The sequence below is a fragment of the Flavobacterium hauense genome, from assembly GCF_054457175.1.
Window position 1 is genome coordinate 1 of the sequence record NZ_JBTKVX010000020.1, and the last position, 18,663, is coordinate 18,663.

Below are 18,663 nucleotides of genomic sequence, written 5' to 3' on the forward strand. Positions count from 1 at the left end.
GAATACAGCAGACCTCTTTATAACCATATAAGAAACATCGTGATTGATCATGATGATACTGATGACGTACTCCAGAATACATTTATTAAAGTATTCCAGAATCTTAAAAACTTTAAAGGGGAAAGCAAACTGTTTTCCTGGATTTACCGTATTGCAACCAATGAAGCAATAACCTTTATTAGCTCAAAAGCAAAAAAGAATAATATAACCAATGAAGAAGTGCAGCAAAAAGCACTAAAAAACCTGGAGGCCGATGAATATTTTGAAGGCGATGAGATGCAGGTAAAATTACAACAGGCTATAGCTTCACTTCCTGAAAAACAACAACTCGTATTTAAAATGAAATATTTTGAAGACCTTAAATACGAAGAAATATCAGAGATACTGGGCACTTCAGTAGGCGCGTTAAAGGCGTCTTACCACCATGCAGTAAAAAAAATTGAAGATTTTGTAAATGCCCATTAAACCTTTTTAATTTTATTAAGTCTAAACAGTATGAACAATTTTAAATTAGATAGCAGACCAAATATTAAATCAGGATTTAAAACTCCTGACCACTATTTTGAAAGCTTGGCCGACAGAGTAATGCTAAACCTTCCTTCAGAAGAAGTTAAAGTGATTCCTCTTTATAAAAGAAGGCCGGTTTGGATTACATCAGCTGCAGCGGCATTGGTACTATCGTTCTCATTAATGTTGAGTAAAAACGAGGCTTCAACTCCGGCACTGCCGGCTGAAGCAATCAGTGCAGATTATATTTTAGACGAATCAGGAGTTACTAATTACGATCTGTTAGCTCATATTGATATTGAAGATCTGAAAGAGCTAAATGATCAATCTATTGAACATGTCAGTAATGAGGCAATTGAAGCAAACATCGATCTTAATAACGTTTCCGATTTAATAAACTAAGTTATGAAAATAAGAAAAGTTCTGTCAATCGTAGCTTTATTCGCGTTAGTGTCCTTTGGACAGGCAGATAAAAGAGACCAGATCAAACAATTAAAGTCAGCCCGTATTGCTGCAGCACTTAACCTGTCAGCAGCTGAGTCGCAAAAATTCTGGCCTTTGTATCTGAATAGTGAAGAAAGAGAATATGAGATAAGACATAATAAAATACGTCCGGTTACAAATAAGATTGATGAAAAGGGCATTGATGCACTTTCACAAAAGGAAGCTCTTCAGTATCTTGTTACTCTTGAATCAGCTGAAGATGAAATAGTAACTCTTCGCAAAAAATTAATTTATGATTTAAAGCCGGTTATTGGCACTAAGAAAATTCTAAAATTAAGAAAGGCGGAAGATGATTTTACAAAATTATTAATGAGTAAATATAGTAAAAGCAAAAAAGATTAAAGTAGTTTATGAAAGTTAATTGGTATAATCGGGATGATTATCCAGTTAGTTAGTTTATGTTTAGTTTAAGTTTGGGAAAGGGAAGTTACAGCTTCTCTTTCTCTTTTTTATTTAAACCATAAATCTACATCTTTCAGCTTTTTCAAAGAAACTCTGTAAAAATATCATCAATCCGCCATAAATTATGAAGGGTGATTACAAATCTAATAAAAAAATTATTTAAATCGTAATCTAACCATTATATTTTGTCCTGCAGCTACTGCAGTGTTTTTATCTATTAGTCTTATCGTGTGCAACGACTTGTGATCAGATAGTTTTTTCCAGTTCTCACCTTTGTCAAAGGAATAATAAATTCCTGAAGGCCCCACTGTTATTAACTCATTACCGTTGCTGTCAGGTATAAACTGCACACAAGATGCATAACCAAAACCTTTATTCTCACCAACTGTTTTCCAGGTTTTACCACCATCGTCAGTAACGATCTTATTTCCTGTTTTTTTATCCAACTGTTCATAATCACCACCAACTGCAAAACCGATTTGGTCGTCATAAAAATCAAGAGAGAACATTCCTGTCATTTCACTCCCCTGTACAATTGGGGTATCGAATACTTTCCAATTTTTTCCTTTATCATCTGAAAAGAAAACTCTCGACTTTTTACCTCCTGATGCTATCCATGTGTTGTCTCCTTTAGCAATCAGGTTTGTATTGCTGGCTGCAAAAGCAGCTTCACCCTCTATGGTCTTTGGTAGTGTGCCACATGGTTTTTTTGTCCATGTATCACCTCCATCTTTCGTTTCGATATATGAAATACAACCATCAGTAGGATCCCCTATTGCTACACCTTCTTTGTCATTTCGAAACTGCATACTGTCATAGAATACTTTTTCACCCGTTTCGGTGTAAACAAGCCTAATATGTTTTCCATCTTTTGATACTTTATACAGTAATGCCGGAGTTCCGGCGTTAATGATGAAAACATCGTTTTTGGTTTGGGCAATAGCTCTAAACTCGGGTAACAACGTGTCTTGTACTGCTACACCACTAAAATCATTGCCTCTATCAAGAGCTACCCAGCCATATTTACCCTTATTACCTGCATACCAAACTTTGCTGCCATCAGGTGTTATTGCTCTTATGCTAATTTCTTCATTGAGGAGTGTGTCAATTGTGACATTTGCAAATGACGCTTTATATACTGTCTTTTCCTTCTTATTGCAGGAAATCAGGGAGGCGGCCACTACAAAAAATAACACTTTCTTCATCAGATAAATTTGGATTGCTAATATACTGAAAAATGCTATTAAATATTTATTGATATATGAATTTTTGATACATATAGTCGGTTTTTTGTGAAAAAGTCGCAAAATAAACCTTTGAACACCAAAAAAGACTGCTGTAAAGCAGTCCTTTTAATATGTAGTTAATCGGAAATAATTGTATTTAAACCTGTCTGTTTTTGCCATCGAGCATATACATCCATATCATTCGTGATAGCCTGAAATTAAAAGTGCTGAGTAGAATAGAAAGTAATGCGATAAGAGCAATTAGAGATGGGATGCTTTGTACAAATAAGTGTACCAGAAAGAAAAAAGTTATCATCTCTGCCACTGCTACTGCATAACTTACAAACATGGAACCAAAGAAATAACCCGGCTCCTTCTCAAATTTGTGATTACACTCAGGGCAATGTTCGTTCATTCTTGGCATTTGAAAAAGCAACGGGTTTCCTTTTTTGATAAAAACCTTTCCTTTTCCACATTTAGGACATTTTTCTGTTATTATACCTGTAATTGCTGACATCGTTAATTTTTATGTAAAGGTACAGTTGAACTCATTTTAATGCAATGGATATATTACGCAATAATTTGTACTTTTAGGACATAATAAATATATATGAAGAAAGTCAATATCCTAAAAATAGAACAGTTTCACGACCATGATGCAACTGAAGATTTTTATGCAAATACATTGCAAAACCATTTGCAGACAAGACATAAGGATATTGCAGTGCCCCATAAACATAATTTTTATCTGGCAGTACTTTTTACTAAAGGTAAAGGCGTGCATGAAGTAGATTTTAGCTCTTATGAAGTAAAATCCGGAGCTTTATTTTTCCTGAATCCGGGACAGACACATCATTGGGAGCTGTCTGCAGATACTGAAGGATATATTTTTTTTCATACCCAGGCTTTTTATGACCTACATTACACTAATAGTAAACTTAGTAGTTTCCCTTTTTATTACAGTGTTTACAATTCGCCATGTATCTACCTGAATAATGTAAAGACCGAGAGAATACGATCTCTTTTTATCATGCTGCTTTCAGAATATGCGAATCAAAAGATGTTTGGCAGGGAATTCCTGATAAGCCTGACTGATCTTATATATCTAGAAAGTACACGTGCTTATATGCTACAGAATCAGGGAGGCTTGAACAATAAAGATAAATATTATGAGAAATTCCGAAAGTTTGAAGAACTACTCGAGCAGCATTACACTGATGAAAAATCACCCTCGGCTTATGCTGCTATGCTCAATATGACATCAAAACACCTGAACCGTATTGCTCAGGCCGTTGTAGGTAAAACAGCCTCTGATGTCATTCTTGAGAGGGTTATGCTGGAGGCAAAAAAACAGATATTACTGCAAAGACATTATTTCAGTGAGATTGCTGAACATCTTGGATATGAAGATTATGCGTATTTTTCAAAGTTATTTACAAAGAAGACAGGCGCTACCCCATCTGATTTCCTCAAAAGGTATTAAAACCTTATAAATATGCTTTAGGGTATCTCCTTAAAAATTGATACCTTTGCAGCTTCAAATTACAATAATGAGATTACACAGAAATTTAGTTTTTACGGTTATAGATTCACTTGGCTTTATCTTTAATGACGGCGAGTATGCCGATAAAGTAGTGGCACGTGCACTTAAGAAAGACAAACGCTGGGGCAGTGCTGACAGGAAGTTTGTTGCCGAAACTATATATGAAATTGTTAGGTGGAAACGCCTTTACATGGAAATTGCAGAGGTTAAAGAACCTTTGGACCGTGATAAATTATGGAGAATTTTTGCCGTATGGGCTGTGCTTCGTGGCGTTACCCTTCCTGACTGGAAATATTTTGAAGAGACTCCGGTACGTCGTATAAAAGGGCGTTATGATGAGCTTTCTAAGATCAGGAAATACAGGGAGTCTATTCCGGACTGGATGGATGAGCTTGGCGTAAAAGAACTTGGCGAAAAGAAATGGGAGACCGAGCTTGCTGCACAAAACGAACAAGCCAAAGTAATACTTCGCGTAAACACACTTAAAACTACCAGGGAGAAGCTTCGTGCTATCCTTATGGATTTAAATATTGATACCCTTATCGAAAAGGATTACCCAGATGCGCTTATTCTTAAAGAAAGAGCAAACGTATTCCTTACTGATGCTTTTAAAGAAGGATTGTTCGAGGTTCAGGATGCTTCATCGCAGCTTGTAGCGCGTTTTCTTGAAGTTGAGCCGGGTATGCGTGTTGTTGATACCTGTGCAGGTGCCGGTGGTAAAACATTGCACATGGCTTCTTTAATGGAGAACAAAGGACAGTTAATTGCTATGGATCTTTATGAAAGCAAACTGAAACAGCTTAAGCTTCGTGCGAAGAGAAACAGTGCTTTCAATATTGAGTACCGCATCATTGACAGTACTAAAGTGATAAAGAAGCTTCATGAGAAAGCGGATCGTGTGCTTATTGATGCGCCTTGCAGTGGATTAGGAGTACTCAAACGTAATCCTGACAGCAAATGGAAGCTACAACCTGAGTTTATAGACAACATCAGGAAAGTACAGGCAGAAGTGCTTGAAAGCTACTCTAAAATTGTAAAACCGGGTGGTAAGTTGGTATACGCTACTTGCTCAGTATTACCATCGGAAAATCAGGAACAGGTACAAAAATTCCTTACTACTGAAATAGGTCAGGAATTCACTTTTGTAAAAGATCAAAGGATTCTTGCTTCAGAAAGTGGTTTTGACGGTTTCTATATGGCATTGCTTGAAAGAAAAAACAAATAATATAGAGCCTCCCAATTGGGAGGCTTTTTTATTTCCTAATTTTGAATATGGAAAACACAGTAAAACCTATCAGCTTTTTTGACAGCGTATCCCCTTTTGTAAAGTTAAGTCCGTTAAGCAGGCAGGTCCTACTATCTCATATGGTAAAACAGTCTTTGCCGAAAGGTCATGTACTGGTACCTGTTGACAGTATATGCAGAAGTGTATATTATCTTGAAAAAGGACTTACGCGCACTTTTTACCTGAAAGATGGCAAAGAAGTAACTGAAAGGTTTTGTGCTGAAAATTCGTTTACCTGTTCCATGGCAGGATACCTTACTAATACTCCTGATGGCAGGCAGATCGAATTACTGGAACAATCAGTAGTATGGACTATGCCTTATGAAACACTGGAAAAGCTATACGACGATCACCATGAAATAGAGCGTCTTGGAAGACATATCATTACAAACGATGTTATCGAATTGCAAAACAGGCTCAGCGGACTGCAATTCAAATCGGCTGAAGAACGCTATATAAACCTTATTGAGTCTACTCCTTCCCTGTTTCAAAGGGTTCCTCTGGGAATTATTTCTTCCTATCTCGGTATAACCCAGGAAACACTGAGTAGAATACGTGCAAAAGTTACTTTTTGATATTTGTCAAAGGAAAAGCTATGTAGGCATACCAAATTTGTGGTATAAAAAACAACCATAAATGGAACCGAAAACCTTTTACAAAATAAGATTCAGCGACTGCGATTCTTTTAAGCACCTTCACAATTCAGGCTATGTAGATTACATGCTCAATGCCCGCGAAGATCATCTCAACGATTTTCATAATATTAGCATGACTTCACTCTATGAGAAAGGCTGTGGTTGGATGGTCAGCAAGCATGAAATAGTATACCTATCCCCTGCTTTTTATAATGAAAATGCCTGTATAAAATCATCCCTTATAAAGTTGACAAATGATACATTACTCGTTGAAATGTCCATGTGGAATGAACAGGAAACCCAGTTAAAAGCCCTGCTTTGGACAAAATTCATACATGTCAATATGATAAGCGGTAAGCGCGACAAGCATCCTGACTGGTTTATGCAGCTCGCAGCACCTCTTGAAAACACAACATTGCAGGAAGTGAACTCTCATAACGAGAGGCTTGCAATGCTTGTAAGGAGATAGTGTTTGTCTCCTTTGTTTTAATAGTAGCTCCCGATAATATTATCGGGAGTTTTTGTTTTTGCATCAACATAGGTATATATGAATAAATTGCAGATTATTTTCATAACTTTATACAAATCATAAAGTTATGAAACAGGCTTTATTACTTATCGTATTACTTTTTACTCTTGTTGCTTCAGGCCAGAATAATAATTCTATTGCGTTTGATGTTAATAATTATTCTCCTGAAAAATATAATATTAAAACGCAGCCTTTCACCTTTAATGAATTCCGGATTGAAGTAACTCATGTTTCGCCCAAAGACGACAACCAGCAGGCTGATTTTATTTGTCGGTTTTGGATACTTATAAAATCAGGTAATAAAGTTATTGACGGACGCTATTATGACAATAGTGAATCGTTAGGAGGATGTTCCGGTATATATGTTGACCAGCTCCAGCCTAAGGACTATTTTATTCTGACCAAATTTGGGGATTACAACGGTGAATTATTGTTGATTGACACTACCGGAAAAATACAGCAATACCATGGTGGGATTTACCATATTTCTAGCGATTCTAAATACCTGTTCAGTACTTACGATTCCGATTTATCGGGTATAACCATTTTTGATCTTTCAAAAAATAAGTTGGTTTTTACATCTGACGATCTTAAAGACTACATTTATGGGATATATTATAAAGACGGCAAATACTTTGGGCTGGCCCAGCAGGCTGTGAAGATTCCTTTTAAATCGGTAATACATACTTTTAATCCTAAAAATGGCTCTATCAGCCGTTCGGAGGTCGATGATAAATATGTGAAAAAATCGAAACTGCTCAATTCTTCAAAACTCCCTGCCGATAATTGCCAGTGTGGAAATGTTGCTGAATAATGTATCACAAATTACCAATTCTCAATTATTTAAAACTAACCAACCTATGAAAGCTATACTCTTATTTTTACTATTTTTTCAGGTATCTATGTATGCACAAACTAATAGCGAAAACCTGTTTAGGAAAAAGCTTTATTTTACTACTATTAATGGTAAAAATGACATAAATGATAAAGGTGGGGCTATTAAGATGACCCGGAATGAAATTATTGACGCATCTATTACTTTAAAGGGAAAAGAGGAAAACGAAAAGATTCCTCCTATTATAGAGTTGGAGATATACATACCTGGCTATCCGGCTATACTCATTGAAGGTAGCCAGATTGACAGGGAAACCGCAATAAAAATCATGAAAACGAAAGCAGGAAATGTAGTCGTTATTAAACCAAGGACTGAAATAGCTTCGAATATTACAACAAGACAAATCGAAATTATAGAATAAAATAACTTCTCGCTTCTTCTTTGTTATTTCCCTTTTATCAAATAAACAATTTTATTGCTATAACGTTGTAGTTTTATCAATTTATATAACTTTACAGGCTGCAAATAAACTATCTTTATAAGAATTGCTGTAAACTGCTATGAACGAATGTATTTCTGTTTTTGATATGCTCAAAATCGGTGTGGGGCCTTCCAGTTCGCACACTCTTGGGCCATGGCGTGGTGCCGAACGCTTTTTGAAAGAACTTCACGAAGAGGGTATTTTTGAAAAAGTAAACCGCGTTAAAGTTGACCTGTATGGATCGCTTTCCCTTACCGGAAAAGGCCATGCTACCGATCTTGCTGTGATGCTGGGCCTTAGCGGTGCAGATCCTGAATACGTTCCTATTGACAGTATTTCAAGTATCATTGATACTATAAGTGTATCGTATCAGATAAACCTTGGCGGACAAAGGATAATTCCGTTCTTTATTTCAAGGGATATTGTTTTCAATAAGAACTTTCTTCCTTTCCATGCTAATGGGTTTATGTTTACGGCATATACAGAAGACGGCCAGGAATATGAATCTACTTTTTATTCCATAGGTGGTGGATTTGTGGTTAAAGAAGAACTGGCTGATTCGAGTGAAAAACTTGAGATAAAATGTGCTTTCCCTTACCCTGTCGATAAAGCCGATGAGCTATTGGTTTATACTCAGAAACAGGGTCTTAAGATATCTGAGATCGTTTACGAAAATGAAAAATCTATCCGTAGTGAAGAAGATATCCATAAAGAACTGATGCGTATATGGAATACCATGCTCGAATGTATGTATACCGGCTGCCATACGGGTGGTATATTACCCGGCGGACTGAATGTACGCCGCAGGGCATTTGACATGCATCAAAATCTAATTGGAGAAATACCTTATAACAACCCACAGGAATGGCTGCAGGTGATACGCCAAACGGAAGTTAAATTCCGTCAGATTTTAAAATGGGTAAGCTGTTTTGCTCTAGCAGTAAATGAGGTGAACGCTGCCCTAGGACGCGTTGTTACTGCCCCTACCAATGGAAGTGCCGGTGTTATCCCCGCTGTATTGATGTATTATATGGTAATTGAAAACCATGACGCTGATGAAAGCCATATCAAACAATTCCTTATGGTTGCCGGAGAAGTGGGAAGTATCTTCAAGAAAGGTGCTACCATATCTGCTGCTATGGGAGGCTGCCAGGCTGAAATAGGTGTGTCTTCTGCAATGGCGGCTGCTGCCCTTTGCGAACTTATGGGAGGTACTCCGGAACAATGCCTTATGGCTGCTGAGATTGCTATGGAGCATCATTTAGGTATGACCTGCGATCCTATTGGAGGGTTGGTACAAATTCCTTGTATCGAGCGTAATACTATGGGCGCGATCAAAGCCATAAATGCAGCTGAACTCGCTCTTGAAACAGATCCTAAAAATGCTAAGGTTCCATTAGATAAGGTAGTAGATACTATGTGGAAAACAGCTCAGGATATGAACAATAAATATAAAGAAACATCAGAAGGCGGACTTGCCGTTACGGTAAATAACGCCGATTGCTAGTATAAAGTTTTCAGTAGCAGTTTTCATTAAGAACTGAAAACTGCTACTGAAAACTATTTTCTCCTCGTATCAACTATATAAATTATCTTCCATACATCATTATCCTTAAATAGCTGAAAAGAGTCACGCCTTTATGGCTAAGCTTCCCGTTTACATAAAATTCATAAGGAGTCCATGCATGTGCCATAGCACCGTCTATCTGAATTTTATAATCCAATAGCCTCTCCTCTATTTTTGCACTCTTGGGAACTTCTGTAACGGATTTATAAAATTCAGAAACATTCTCTGTAGACAATTTTATACCTGTCTTACCTTCTGATACTGATTGAAGTATCATAGAATCACTGCAGACAGATTTAATCTTAAGCGTGTCAGATGTATGCATTCCTTCAAAAAAAGTAGCAATTGATTTTTTAACGTCAGCTTCCTGGGCAATAAGCACTTGACTTAAAACCAAAGTAAATAGTAGAAGTGTTTTTTTCATTGGTTTGGATTTGCGGTTAATTATTTAGTCTTCTGAAATAGGCTTTTGTTACAGTGTTCGCTAATAAAATACACACATTCCCCCTATTCTTATGGTAATTTACTACTTTTACACTTTAAATATCATACTATGTCAACTGCAAAGAAAGATTACAAAAGAATTACCACAAGGTCTCTAATTGAAATGAAAGCGAATGGTGAAAAAATATCAATGCTTACTGCATACGATTTTACCATGGCAAAAATTGTTGACACTGCAGGTATGGATGTAATCCTTGTTGGAGACTCTGCTTCTAATGTGATGGCGGGGCATGAAACCACATTACCTATTACTTTGGATCAGATGATATACCACGCTTCTTCGGTAGTAAGAGCTGTTACAAGGGCTTTGGTTGTGGTTGATCTTCCGTTTGGTAGTTATCAGTCAGATCCAAAAGAAGCTTTACGCTCATCAATCAGGATAATGAAAGAAAGCGGCGGCCATGCGGTAAAACTGGAAGGTGGAAGCGAAATAAAAGATTCGATAAAAAAAATACTTAATGCCGGTATACCTGTAATGGGGCATCTTGGCCTTACTCCTCAATCTATTTATAAGTTTGGTACCTATACTGTTCGTGCTAAAGAAGAAGCAGAGGCAGAAAAACTTCTTGAAGATGCTAAAATGCTTGAACGCATAGGATGTTTTGCTATTGTTTTAGAAAAAATTCCTGCACATCTTGCCCAAAAAGTAGCCGAAAGCATATCAATACCGGTAATTGGTATTGGAGCCGGTGGTGGTGTCGATGGGCAGGTATTGGTGGTTCATGATATGCTGGGTATGAATAATGAATTCAGCCCGCGTTTCCTTAGGAGGTATATGAATCTTTATGAAGGTATGACAACTGCTATTGGTCAGTATGTTTCTGATGTAAAATCTAAGGATTTCCCCAATTCAAACGAACAATATTAATTTCTGATTTTAAAATGTAATAATTTGAAAATTAGGAATGAAAGTAATATCAAATAAACAAAACCTTCAGGTTCTTTACGAAGATAATCACATTATTGTGGTTAATAAACGTGTGGGTGATATTGTCCAGGGCGATAAAACCGGAGACAAACCACTTAGCGATGTTGTAAAGGAATACATTAAAGATAAGTACAACAAGCCTGGAGAAGTGTTTCTGGGCGTTGTACATAGGCTTGATAGGCCAACAACAGGTATTGTGATATTTGCCCGTACTTCAAAAGCTCTCACCCGTTTAAATGAGCTTTTCAAGAACCGTGAAACCAAAAAGACCTATTGGGCTGTTGTAAAAAACAAACCACAGGAAAAATCTGCGACATTGGTACATTATCTTAAGCGTAATGAGAAATCCAATACATCTAAAGCACATCTGAAAGAAGTTCCGGAGAGCAAGCAGGCTGTTCTCGATTATACCATTATAAAAGAATTAAATAATTATACTGCCCTCGAAATTAATCTTCACACCGGCAGGCATCATCAGATCAGGTCACAGCTTTCTGCTATAGGCTCCCCTATAAAAGGCGATCTTAAATATGGTTTTGACCGCAGCAATCCTGATGGAGGTATTCATCTGCATGCCCGTAAACTGATTTTCGTTCATCCTGTTTCTAAAGAAACTATTGAGATTACGGCTCCGGTTCCGGATGATGTTATCTGGAAAGCCATTTAAGGTTAAGCTACCATCATTATTTATTATATAAATAAAATACCTATTTCTGGGTATTTTATTTTGCTTAATATTTTTTAATATTTGCACCTTATTAACATTTGATAATAGGGAAAATAAATATTTAGATGTTATACTGTTAATATTCTATAAAACACCTACTATCCTAAATAAGTAACAATTCACCTAACTCATATGAAGAAACCATTACTATTTGTTTTTACGCTTTTAAGCACAGGGCTTTATGCTCAGGAACATTTTTCAGGAATCAATACATCCAGAAGAACAGGTATTATCAATGCAGTGGTCAATCCTGCCGAATTGACTAACCTGAAAAATGATAACGAGGTTAATGTATTGAATTTTAGTGTCAATGTATCAAATAATAAAATTAGTGTAGGTGACTTGTTTGATAGCAATACCGATTTTGATGAATTAATCTTTTCCGGCGGCGAACCCGTTAACATGAGCGTTGACGTTGAAATCCTAGGTCCGGCATATGCAATGAAACTTGAAAAATGGGCTTTTGCTATTACAACGGCAGCTAAAGTAAAAGCTAACATCGTTGATGTAAATCCCGAATTAGGTAGGGCATTAACAACAGATCCTTCAATAGATGCCGTTCCGGAAATTATTAATACAAACTATAACCAAAGGGTTTCAGGCACTTCTTGGGGAGAAATCGGTTTTTCAGTTGCAAGGGATATTTATGAGACAGAAGAACATAAAATCTCAGGAGGTGTAACTTTTAAGCTACTATTCCCTGGTTCGTATGCAAATATGTCTGCTGATCAGTTCAAAGGAAGAGTAACTATTGGTACAGATGCATTAAATAATCCTGACAATGTAGGAGATATGGTGTTGAAGGATGGTGAAGCAAACCTTAACTTCGCTTATTCGGGTTCATTAGCCGATGGTTTTGATGACGCTGGTAATTTCACCGATTTTTTTGCAGGAGGGCTGAATGGATTTTCAACTGATTTAGGTGTTAATTACCGTTGGAAGGATATAAATTCAGATGACGATGGCTATAAACTTAATTTTGGAGTATCGGTAAGGAATATTGGGAAGATGACATTCAAAGATGATAATAATGTTTCGAATAATTACACTTTAGCAATGCAGCCGGGAGATGAACTTAACCTTAGCCAGTTTGAAGATGCAGAAACTATTGAAGAAGTTGAAAATCTTTTACTTCAGAGCGGGTTAGTAACTCTGGATGAGACCAACAGGGATTTTAAAGTTAAATTGCCATCAGTATTATCGGTTTATGGAGATGTAAAGGTATACAACCAGTGGTATGTAACAGGTTTCCTTCAGCAAAAACTTAATAAATCTAACAATAATGCCCAGGTTGCTGTACAAAATGTATTTACAGTAACGCCACGTTTTTCTACGAAAAAGTTTGAAGCTTATATGCCATTTTCTACAAATGAGATAGCAGGATTCACTACCGGTATAGGATTTAGAGTAGGAGGATTCTATATTGGTTCAGGATCTGTTATTACTGCTGTACTTAGTGATTCAAAACAAGCAGATGCTTATCTTGGATTCCGTTTTGGATTCTAATAAAATAAGATTTTGAAAAGCCGCATCTAAAGATGCGGCTTTTTTATTGCAAAATATTTGTGAAAGAATTCAGGGTAATGATTAAAATTTGTAATTTCATTAGATAAAATCCAATCAATATGAAATGGTCAGGCAGAAGACAAAGTGATAATATGGAGGATCGCCGTGGCGTATCCGGTGGTAAAATAGTTGCAGGTGGTGGTGTTATTGGGGTAATAATCCTACTGATCAATATGTTTATGGGCGGAGATAATTCCGCTGTTCTTAATGACATAAACAATCAGCTACAGCAAAGCAGTGGCGCAGGCGAACCCGTAGAACTTTCAGCTCATGATAAAGAGATGGGGCAATTTGTGGCTACAGTATTAGCCGATACAGAAGATGTATGGGGTAAAATTTTTGCCGAAAACGGGCTGACTTATGAAGAGCCTAAACTAGTACTTTTCCGTGATGGCGTGCAAACTGCCTGCGGTGGTGCATCTTCTGCATCAGGACCTTTTTACTGTCCTTCTGACAGAAAGGTATATATGGATCTTGCTTTTTTTGATGAATTGCAAACCCGTTTCGGGGCGAAAGGTGGTGACTTTGCAATTGCCTATGTTATTGCTCATGAAATTGGTCACCATGTTCAGACACTGCTGGGGACATCAGATAAAATGCGACAGCAGCAATCTCAAACGGATGAGGCTGGGGCCAATAAATTATCCGTTAAATTAGAACTACAGGCAGACTTTTATGCCGGAGTCTGGGCACATTATGACCAGAAAATGAATGATATTCTTGAAGAAGGGGATATAGAAGAAGCATTAAGTGCTGCCAATGCTGTTGGCGACGACGCTATACAAAAAAGAGCACAGGGACATGTTGTGCCGGATTCTTTTACGCATGGCACATCGGAGCAGCGTATGTACTGGTTTAAAAAAGGATTTCAATCCGGTGATATTCGCCAGGGAGAATTCTCATCTATTAGATAAAGAATAAACTTCATCTAAATAAAAAAGAACAACTGCTTAGTTGTTCTTTTTTGCATTCATGATCTGCCATTGATCATTCAGATATTTTACTTTGTTAACTTCTTTTGTAATCGATTCCAGTTCATCTTCATAATCCGGGTCTTCCATACCGGCTGCATCAAGGTCTTCTGCCCTCTCTAATAGATTTTCCATTACAGGCCTCAATTTTTCCTGTACGATCTCCGGCATTCCATTAAACAATTCTTCAAGTTGTTGCTTTACCATGTGTATTATCCTCTTTATCTCTTTTTGATTAAGTAAAATTAGGTATTCTAATTTAACCATGAATATGTTATTCTCTATTTTTTGCAATTTTAGAAAAGCTTTCTAAAAGAGTATTTCCATAAGCATTCAGTTCATCTACTTCGCCATTTGTTAAGCGATGCGCATTTTCAGAAAGAACACCATCAAATTCTGTAGATAATTGCTTAATCGTGTTGTCAATAAACCCAGTCAGGCCTAGCCTTTTATTCTCGCGAGGATCAGTTATCACCCTATTGTCCCTATATCTGTTATAGATATCATTAATCTGGTTTTTTGCTTTTTTCATAAAGGAAAGATAGTGATTAAATCAACTACCCCAACCAACCCTCCCTGTCAAGGCTTCGATATTGTATTGCCTCCGCTATATGATGTTGCTGCACATTTTCTGAAGCTTCCAAGTCCGCAATAGTGCGTGATACTTTTAATATCCTGTCATAAGCCCTTGCCGAAAGATTAAGCCTCTCCATTGCTGTTTTTAGCAGCTGTAATGAGGTTTCGTTGAGTTCGCAGTACTCGCGTATCTGTTTCGTATTCATTTGGGCATTATAGTGTACATTCTCAAAATGTGCAAAACGCGCAGTCTGCAATTCTCTTGCACTCGTTACTCGCTCACGTATCTCAACACTGCTCTCGGCTTTTTGCTTATCTGATAACTTTTCAAATGGAACAGGAGTAACCTCTATATGAATATCGATCCTGTCGAGTAAGGGCCCTGAAATTTTGCTTAAATAACGCTGCATTTCGTGTGGCGATGAGCTAACCGGAGCATCGGGATCATTAAAATACCCTCCGGGGCTTGGATTCATACTTGCCACAAGCATAAACGATGAAGGATAGGTTATCGTAAATTTAGCTCTTGAGATAGTTACTTCCCTGTCTTCAAGGGGCTGACGCATCACCTCAAGTACTTCTCGTTTAAACTCAGGTAATTCATCCAGGAACAATACACCATTGTGTGCCATTGAAATTTCTCCGGGTTGTGGATAGCTTCCTCCGCCAACAAGTGCTACATTCGATATCGTGTGGTGCGGACTCCTAAAGGGTCTCTGATTCATCAGGCCGCCTTCTTTTACCTTTCCTGCAACGCTATGTATCTTGGTTGTCTCTAAAGCTTCTTTTAATGTCATTGGAGGGAGTATGCTTGGCAAACGTTTGGCCAACATTGTCTTACCTGCTCCCGGTGGGCCTATAAGAATGATATTATGCCCACCGGCAGCTGCAATTTCCATACAGCGTTTAATAGACTCCTGCCCTTTTACGTCACTAAAATCAAATTCAGGAAAGTCTAATGTTTTATAGAATTCTTCCCGGGTATCGAATATAGTTGGCTGTAAGTCACCCCTTCCCTCCAGAAAATCAATAACTTCAAGAACATTTTCGACTCCGTATACTTCAAGCCCGTCAACAATTGCAGCTTCTTTTACGTTTTGCTTTGGCAGAAAGAAACCTTTAAAGCCTTCTTCCCTTGCCTTAATAGCAATAGGTAATGCTCCCTTAATAGGCTGAAGGCCTCCATCAAGAGATAGTTCGCCCATAATAACGTACTTATCCACTTCATCAGATACGATTTGTCCTGAAGCAGCTAATATGCCTATGGCAAGTGTAAGGTCATAAGCCGAGCCTTCCTTTCTAAGATCGGCCGGAGCCATGTTAATGGTAATTTTCTTTCCGGGTAATTGGTATCCGTTATTCTTAAGCGCAGCAGCAATACGGTAACTACTTTCTTTGATTGCATTATCGGGCAGTCCTACCAGGTGATAGCCTACTCCTTTGTCAATGTTTACTTCTACAGTAATAGTGGTAGCTTCTACCCCAAAGACGGCACTCCCGAAGACTTTTATCAGCATAATAATTTATTTTGTATGGCGTATATAGTAAGTATGTGTATATTATTTCTTGCAGCAGCCATCAAGGCCTTCATAAGCAACGGGATCAGCTTTGATATCATCTGCATCATAGCCCAGCTTGCTTATTGCTGTTTTTATCTTTGTAAGATCTGTTTTTTTAGAATTGTAAACTACCTTAATGGTCATCGCTTTATCATCCAGCGTAATCATCTGGATACCTTGTTCCTTAAGCAGTGTTTTTTGGAGTCTGTCCCCGCAAGATTCACATGCTTTGCAATGGTCACAGTAAATGGCCGTTTTAATTACTGCTGTTTGTGTAGTTTTTAGCTTTTTTTCCTGCGCATTTGCTGTAGTTGAACTGAAAGCGATAACAAGCAGAACTAAAATGGTCTTAATCAGGTTTTTCATCTGAAATAAATTGGTTTGGTTTATTATCCGAAAGTAAGAAATTAAAACCAAGTCTTAAAATCCTTCTAAAAATAAACATCTAAATTTCTGTAATAAGAAATATCTCCCTATTTTTATTAAAATTTAAATCACCAATTACAATTTATGGGACTATTTAATGCCATCATGGGCAATGCTTCTTCGGTAGATATCGAGAAGATACAAGGAGAATTTCAACCAATGCTTATTCCCGGAGAAACTATTGAAAAAGCATTTAAGCTGATCAGGGATATGTTTGTCTTTACCAATAAAAGGCTAATACTGGTAGATAAACAAGGTATTACAGGATCAAAGGTAGATTATCAGTCTATTCCGTACCATAGTATTACGAAGTTCTCTAAAGAAAGTGCAGGCTTACTTGACCTTGATGCTGAACTTAAGATTTGGGTTAGAGGCGAGGCAATGCCTATCAAAAAACAATTTGGAAAAGATAACAATATCAATGAGGTATATGTAATCTTAAGCCAGCATATACTGTAACTAAACCACCTAAACCTACTTACCTTTAGCCAAAACACGCAACGTTTTGGCTATTTTTTTACAACGACTATGGCAGATAATACATTAGTAATCATCGGAGGAGACGCAGCCGGAATGTCGGCAGCATCAAAAGTAAGGCGTGAACAGCCGGACAGGAAAATCATTGTTTTCGAAAAATCAGGCTATACCTCCTACTCTGCCTGTGGTATTCCATATTTTATATCAGAGACTGTTAAATCTATTGATGAGCTTGTCGTGCGAAGTCCCGAAGCATTCCGGGATAAATTTAATATTGATGTCAGGACAATGAATCTTGTACTGGAAGTCGATACCCCCGGAAAACGAATTAGGGTACTTGATAAGGAAAAGAATATCGAATTCTGGCAGGAATATGATCAACTCCTTATTGCTACAGGAGCAAAATCGTATTGTCCTGACATTAAAGGTAAAGATGCTGATAATGCTTTTGGTGTAACCACACTAAAAAGCGGTATTAATATAGAAAACTTCATTGAAGAGAAGAAGCCTAAATCGGCGGTGATAATAGGTGGTGGCTATATTGGGCTTGAAATGGCCGAAGCATTACTGATAAGAGGTTTGACTGTAACAATTATAAATCGGTCAAAACAAGTTATGAATACCCTTGATCCTGATATGGGTGAAATGGTCTCGGAAGCCATACGCAACCTTGGCGTTACATTATTCTGTGAAGAAGAGTTAAAAGCTTTTGAAATAGATGGCAGCCTGATTACATCTGTAGTAACCAATAAACAATCCATTTCAACTGATATAGTCATATTCGGAATGGGTTCAGCTCCCAATACCGGTTTTCTAGAAGGTTCAGGTATAGAACTTGGCGTAAAAAATTCCATAAAGGTAAACGCACAGATGCAGACCAATGTAAAAGATGTTTGGGCGGCAGGAGACTGTGCTGAAACCCTGCATCTGGTAAGCCATAAGCATGTGCATATTGCTATGGGCACTATTGCCAATAAAACAGGATTGGTTGCAGGGAGTAGCATTGCCGGTGAAACTCCTCATTTTCCGGGGGTAGTTGGGACTGCTGTATGTAAAGTATGTAGTTATGAAGTGGCTCGTACAGGCTTACAGGAAAAAGAACTTGCAGCATTAGGTATTGACTATGTAACAGGAACGATTACAAGTAAAACAAGAGCACATTACTATCCTAAAGCAAAAAATATAACTGTAAAGCTATTGGCAGAAAAAAATAGCGGACGCCTTTTAGGCGGACAAATCATTGGTGAGGAAGGTGCGGCTAAGCGTATCGATGTATTAGCTACTGCACTTACTCATAATTTGACCTTGCAAAATATAATAGATTTGGATTTGTCGTATGCTCCTCCCTTCTCCCCAGTTTGGGATCCGGTACAGACAGCAGCACGGAAACTTATAAATGATATATAAAAAAATGC

23 protein-coding genes are annotated in these 18,663 nt (G+C 37.5%); 16 read left to right on the forward strand and 7 right to left on the reverse strand.

The window, feature by feature from the left end; all coding sequences use genetic code 11:
- The 3 genes from ACX0HA_RS13915 to ACX0HA_RS13925 form a co-directional block, all read left to right on the forward strand.
- Window positions 1-465: RNA polymerase sigma factor (locus ACX0HA_RS13915; protein WP_458845901.1), on the forward strand; the 465-nt coding region annotated here is incomplete at its 5' end.
- Window positions 466-495: 30 nt separating this feature from the next.
- Window positions 496-909: a hypothetical protein gene (locus tag ACX0HA_RS13920; protein ID WP_458845902.1), complete on the forward strand. Its 414-nt coding sequence runs from the start codon at window positions 496-498 to the stop codon at window positions 907-909.
- Between the two features lie 3 nt (window positions 910-912).
- Window positions 913-1,353, forward strand: a complete 441-nt coding sequence (locus tag ACX0HA_RS13925) for a sensor of ECF-type sigma factor (protein WP_458845903.1) — start codon at window positions 913-915, stop codon at window positions 1,351-1,353.
- Between the two features lie 215 nt (window positions 1,354-1,568).
- On the opposite strand, the gene ACX0HA_RS13930 is transcribed toward ACX0HA_RS13925, so the two are convergent.
- Window positions 1,569-2,618: a WD40/YVTN/BNR-like repeat-containing protein gene (locus ACX0HA_RS13930; protein ID WP_458845904.1), complete on the reverse strand. Its 1,050-nt coding sequence runs from the start codon at window positions 2,616-2,618 to the stop codon at window positions 1,569-1,571.
- Window positions 2,619-2,796: 178 nt separating this feature from the next.
- Window positions 2,797-3,156: a DUF983 domain-containing protein gene (locus ACX0HA_RS13935; protein ID WP_458845905.1), complete on the reverse strand. Its 360-nt coding sequence runs from the start codon at window positions 3,154-3,156 to the stop codon at window positions 2,797-2,799.
- Window positions 3,157-3,249: 93 nt separating this feature from the next.
- Here ACX0HA_RS13935 and ACX0HA_RS13940 point away from each other — a divergent pair, with 93 nt between their 5' ends.
- The 7 genes from ACX0HA_RS13940 (at window position 3,250) to ACX0HA_RS13970 (ending at window position 9,454) form a co-directional block, all read left to right on the forward strand.
- Window positions 3,250-4,122, forward strand: a complete 873-nt coding sequence (locus ACX0HA_RS13940) for an AraC family transcriptional regulator (RefSeq protein WP_458845906.1) — start codon at window positions 3,250-3,252, stop codon at window positions 4,120-4,122.
- Window positions 4,123-4,189: 67 nt separating this feature from the next.
- Window positions 4,190-5,407 carry an RsmB/NOP family class I SAM-dependent RNA methyltransferase gene (locus ACX0HA_RS13945; RefSeq protein WP_458845907.1) on the forward strand — a complete coding sequence of 406 codons (1,218 nt, stop codon included), beginning with the start codon at window positions 4,190-4,192 and terminating at the stop codon, window positions 5,405-5,407.
- Between the two features lie 47 nt (window positions 5,408-5,454).
- Window positions 5,455-6,042 carry a Crp/Fnr family transcriptional regulator gene (locus ACX0HA_RS13950; RefSeq protein WP_458845908.1) on the forward strand — a complete coding sequence of 196 codons (588 nt, stop codon included), beginning with the start codon at window positions 5,455-5,457 and terminating at the stop codon, window positions 6,040-6,042.
- A gap of 61 nt (window positions 6,043-6,103) precedes the next feature.
- Window positions 6,104-6,571 (forward strand): acyl-CoA thioesterase, encoded by a 468-nt coding sequence (locus ACX0HA_RS13955; RefSeq protein ID WP_458845909.1) that lies wholly within the window; start codon window positions 6,104-6,106, stop codon window positions 6,569-6,571.
- 127 nt (window positions 6,572-6,698) lie between these two features.
- Window positions 6,699-7,445 carry a hypothetical protein gene (locus tag ACX0HA_RS13960; protein ID WP_458845910.1) on the forward strand — a complete coding sequence of 249 codons (747 nt, stop codon included), beginning with the start codon at window positions 6,699-6,701 and terminating at the stop codon, window positions 7,443-7,445.
- Window positions 7,446-7,491: 46 nt separating this feature from the next.
- Window positions 7,492-7,887 carry a hypothetical protein gene (locus ACX0HA_RS13965; protein WP_458845911.1) on the forward strand — a complete coding sequence of 132 codons (396 nt, stop codon included), beginning with the start codon at window positions 7,492-7,494 and terminating at the stop codon, window positions 7,885-7,887.
- A gap of 139 nt (window positions 7,888-8,026) precedes the next feature.
- On the forward strand, window positions 8,027-9,454 hold the full coding sequence (locus ACX0HA_RS13970; RefSeq protein ID WP_458845912.1) for an L-serine ammonia-lyase: 1,428 nt from the start codon (window positions 8,027-8,029) through the stop codon (window positions 9,452-9,454).
- A gap of 82 nt (window positions 9,455-9,536) precedes the next feature.
- Here the strand turns inward: ACX0HA_RS13970 and ACX0HA_RS13975 are convergent, their stop codons facing one another.
- Window positions 9,537-9,938, reverse strand: a complete 402-nt coding sequence (locus ACX0HA_RS13975; RefSeq protein ID WP_458845913.1) for a nuclear transport factor 2 family protein — start codon at window positions 9,936-9,938, stop codon at window positions 9,537-9,539.
- A gap of 129 nt (window positions 9,939-10,067) precedes the next feature.
- Here ACX0HA_RS13975 and panB point away from each other — a divergent pair, with 129 nt between their 5' ends.
- The 4 genes from panB (at window position 10,068) to ypfJ (ending at window position 14,153) form a co-directional block, all read left to right on the forward strand.
- On the forward strand, window positions 10,068-10,886 hold the full coding sequence (gene panB, locus ACX0HA_RS13980) for a 3-methyl-2-oxobutanoate hydroxymethyltransferase (protein ID WP_458845914.1): 819 nt from the start codon (window positions 10,068-10,070) through the stop codon (window positions 10,884-10,886).
- Window positions 10,887-10,923: 37 nt separating this feature from the next.
- Window positions 10,924-11,613, forward strand: coding sequence for an RluA family pseudouridine synthase (locus ACX0HA_RS13985; protein WP_458845915.1), 690 nt, complete (start codon window positions 10,924-10,926; stop codon window positions 11,611-11,613).
- 192 nt (window positions 11,614-11,805) lie between these two features.
- A complete protein-coding gene (locus tag ACX0HA_RS13990; RefSeq protein WP_458845916.1) occupies window positions 11,806-13,179 on the forward strand; it encodes a hypothetical protein in 1,374 nt (457 codons plus the stop codon).
- A gap of 119 nt (window positions 13,180-13,298) precedes the next feature.
- Window positions 13,299-14,153: a KPN_02809 family neutral zinc metallopeptidase gene (gene ypfJ, locus ACX0HA_RS13995; RefSeq protein ID WP_458845917.1), complete on the forward strand. Its 855-nt coding sequence runs from the start codon at window positions 13,299-13,301 to the stop codon at window positions 14,151-14,153.
- A gap of 36 nt (window positions 14,154-14,189) precedes the next feature.
- Here the strand turns inward: ypfJ and ACX0HA_RS14000 are convergent, their stop codons facing one another.
- The 4 genes from ACX0HA_RS14000 to ACX0HA_RS14015 all read right to left on the reverse strand — a co-directional run bounded on the left by ACX0HA_RS14000 (window position 14,190) and on the right by ACX0HA_RS14015 (window position 16,711).
- Complete coding sequence (locus tag ACX0HA_RS14000) at window positions 14,190-14,417, reverse strand: hypothetical protein (RefSeq protein ID WP_458845918.1); 228 nt, start codon at window positions 14,415-14,417, stop codon at window positions 14,190-14,192.
- Between the two features lie 67 nt (window positions 14,418-14,484).
- The gene (locus ACX0HA_RS14005) at window positions 14,485-14,742 is read right to left on the reverse strand and encodes a hypothetical protein (RefSeq protein WP_458845919.1); all 258 of its coding nucleotides are present in this window, start codon (window positions 14,740-14,742) and stop codon (window positions 14,485-14,487) included.
- Window positions 14,743-14,767: 25 nt separating this feature from the next.
- Window positions 14,768-16,303, reverse strand: a complete 1,536-nt coding sequence (locus ACX0HA_RS14010) for a YifB family Mg chelatase-like AAA ATPase (RefSeq protein WP_458845920.1) — start codon at window positions 16,301-16,303, stop codon at window positions 14,768-14,770.
- Between the two features lie 42 nt (window positions 16,304-16,345).
- Complete coding sequence (locus tag ACX0HA_RS14015; protein WP_458845921.1) at window positions 16,346-16,711, reverse strand: cation transporter; 366 nt, start codon at window positions 16,709-16,711, stop codon at window positions 16,346-16,348.
- A 144-nt stretch (window positions 16,712-16,855) separates the two neighbouring features.
- On the opposite strand from ACX0HA_RS14015, the gene ACX0HA_RS14020 reads away from it, so the two are divergent.
- A complete protein-coding gene (locus ACX0HA_RS14020; protein ID WP_458845922.1) occupies window positions 16,856-17,230 on the forward strand; it encodes a PH domain-containing protein in 375 nt (124 codons plus the stop codon).
- A gap of 69 nt (window positions 17,231-17,299) precedes the next feature.
- On the forward strand, window positions 17,300-18,655 hold the full coding sequence (locus tag ACX0HA_RS14025; RefSeq protein WP_458845923.1) for an FAD-dependent oxidoreductase: 1,356 nt from the start codon (window positions 17,300-17,302) through the stop codon (window positions 18,653-18,655).
- Window positions 18,656-18,663: the final 8 nt, after the last annotated feature.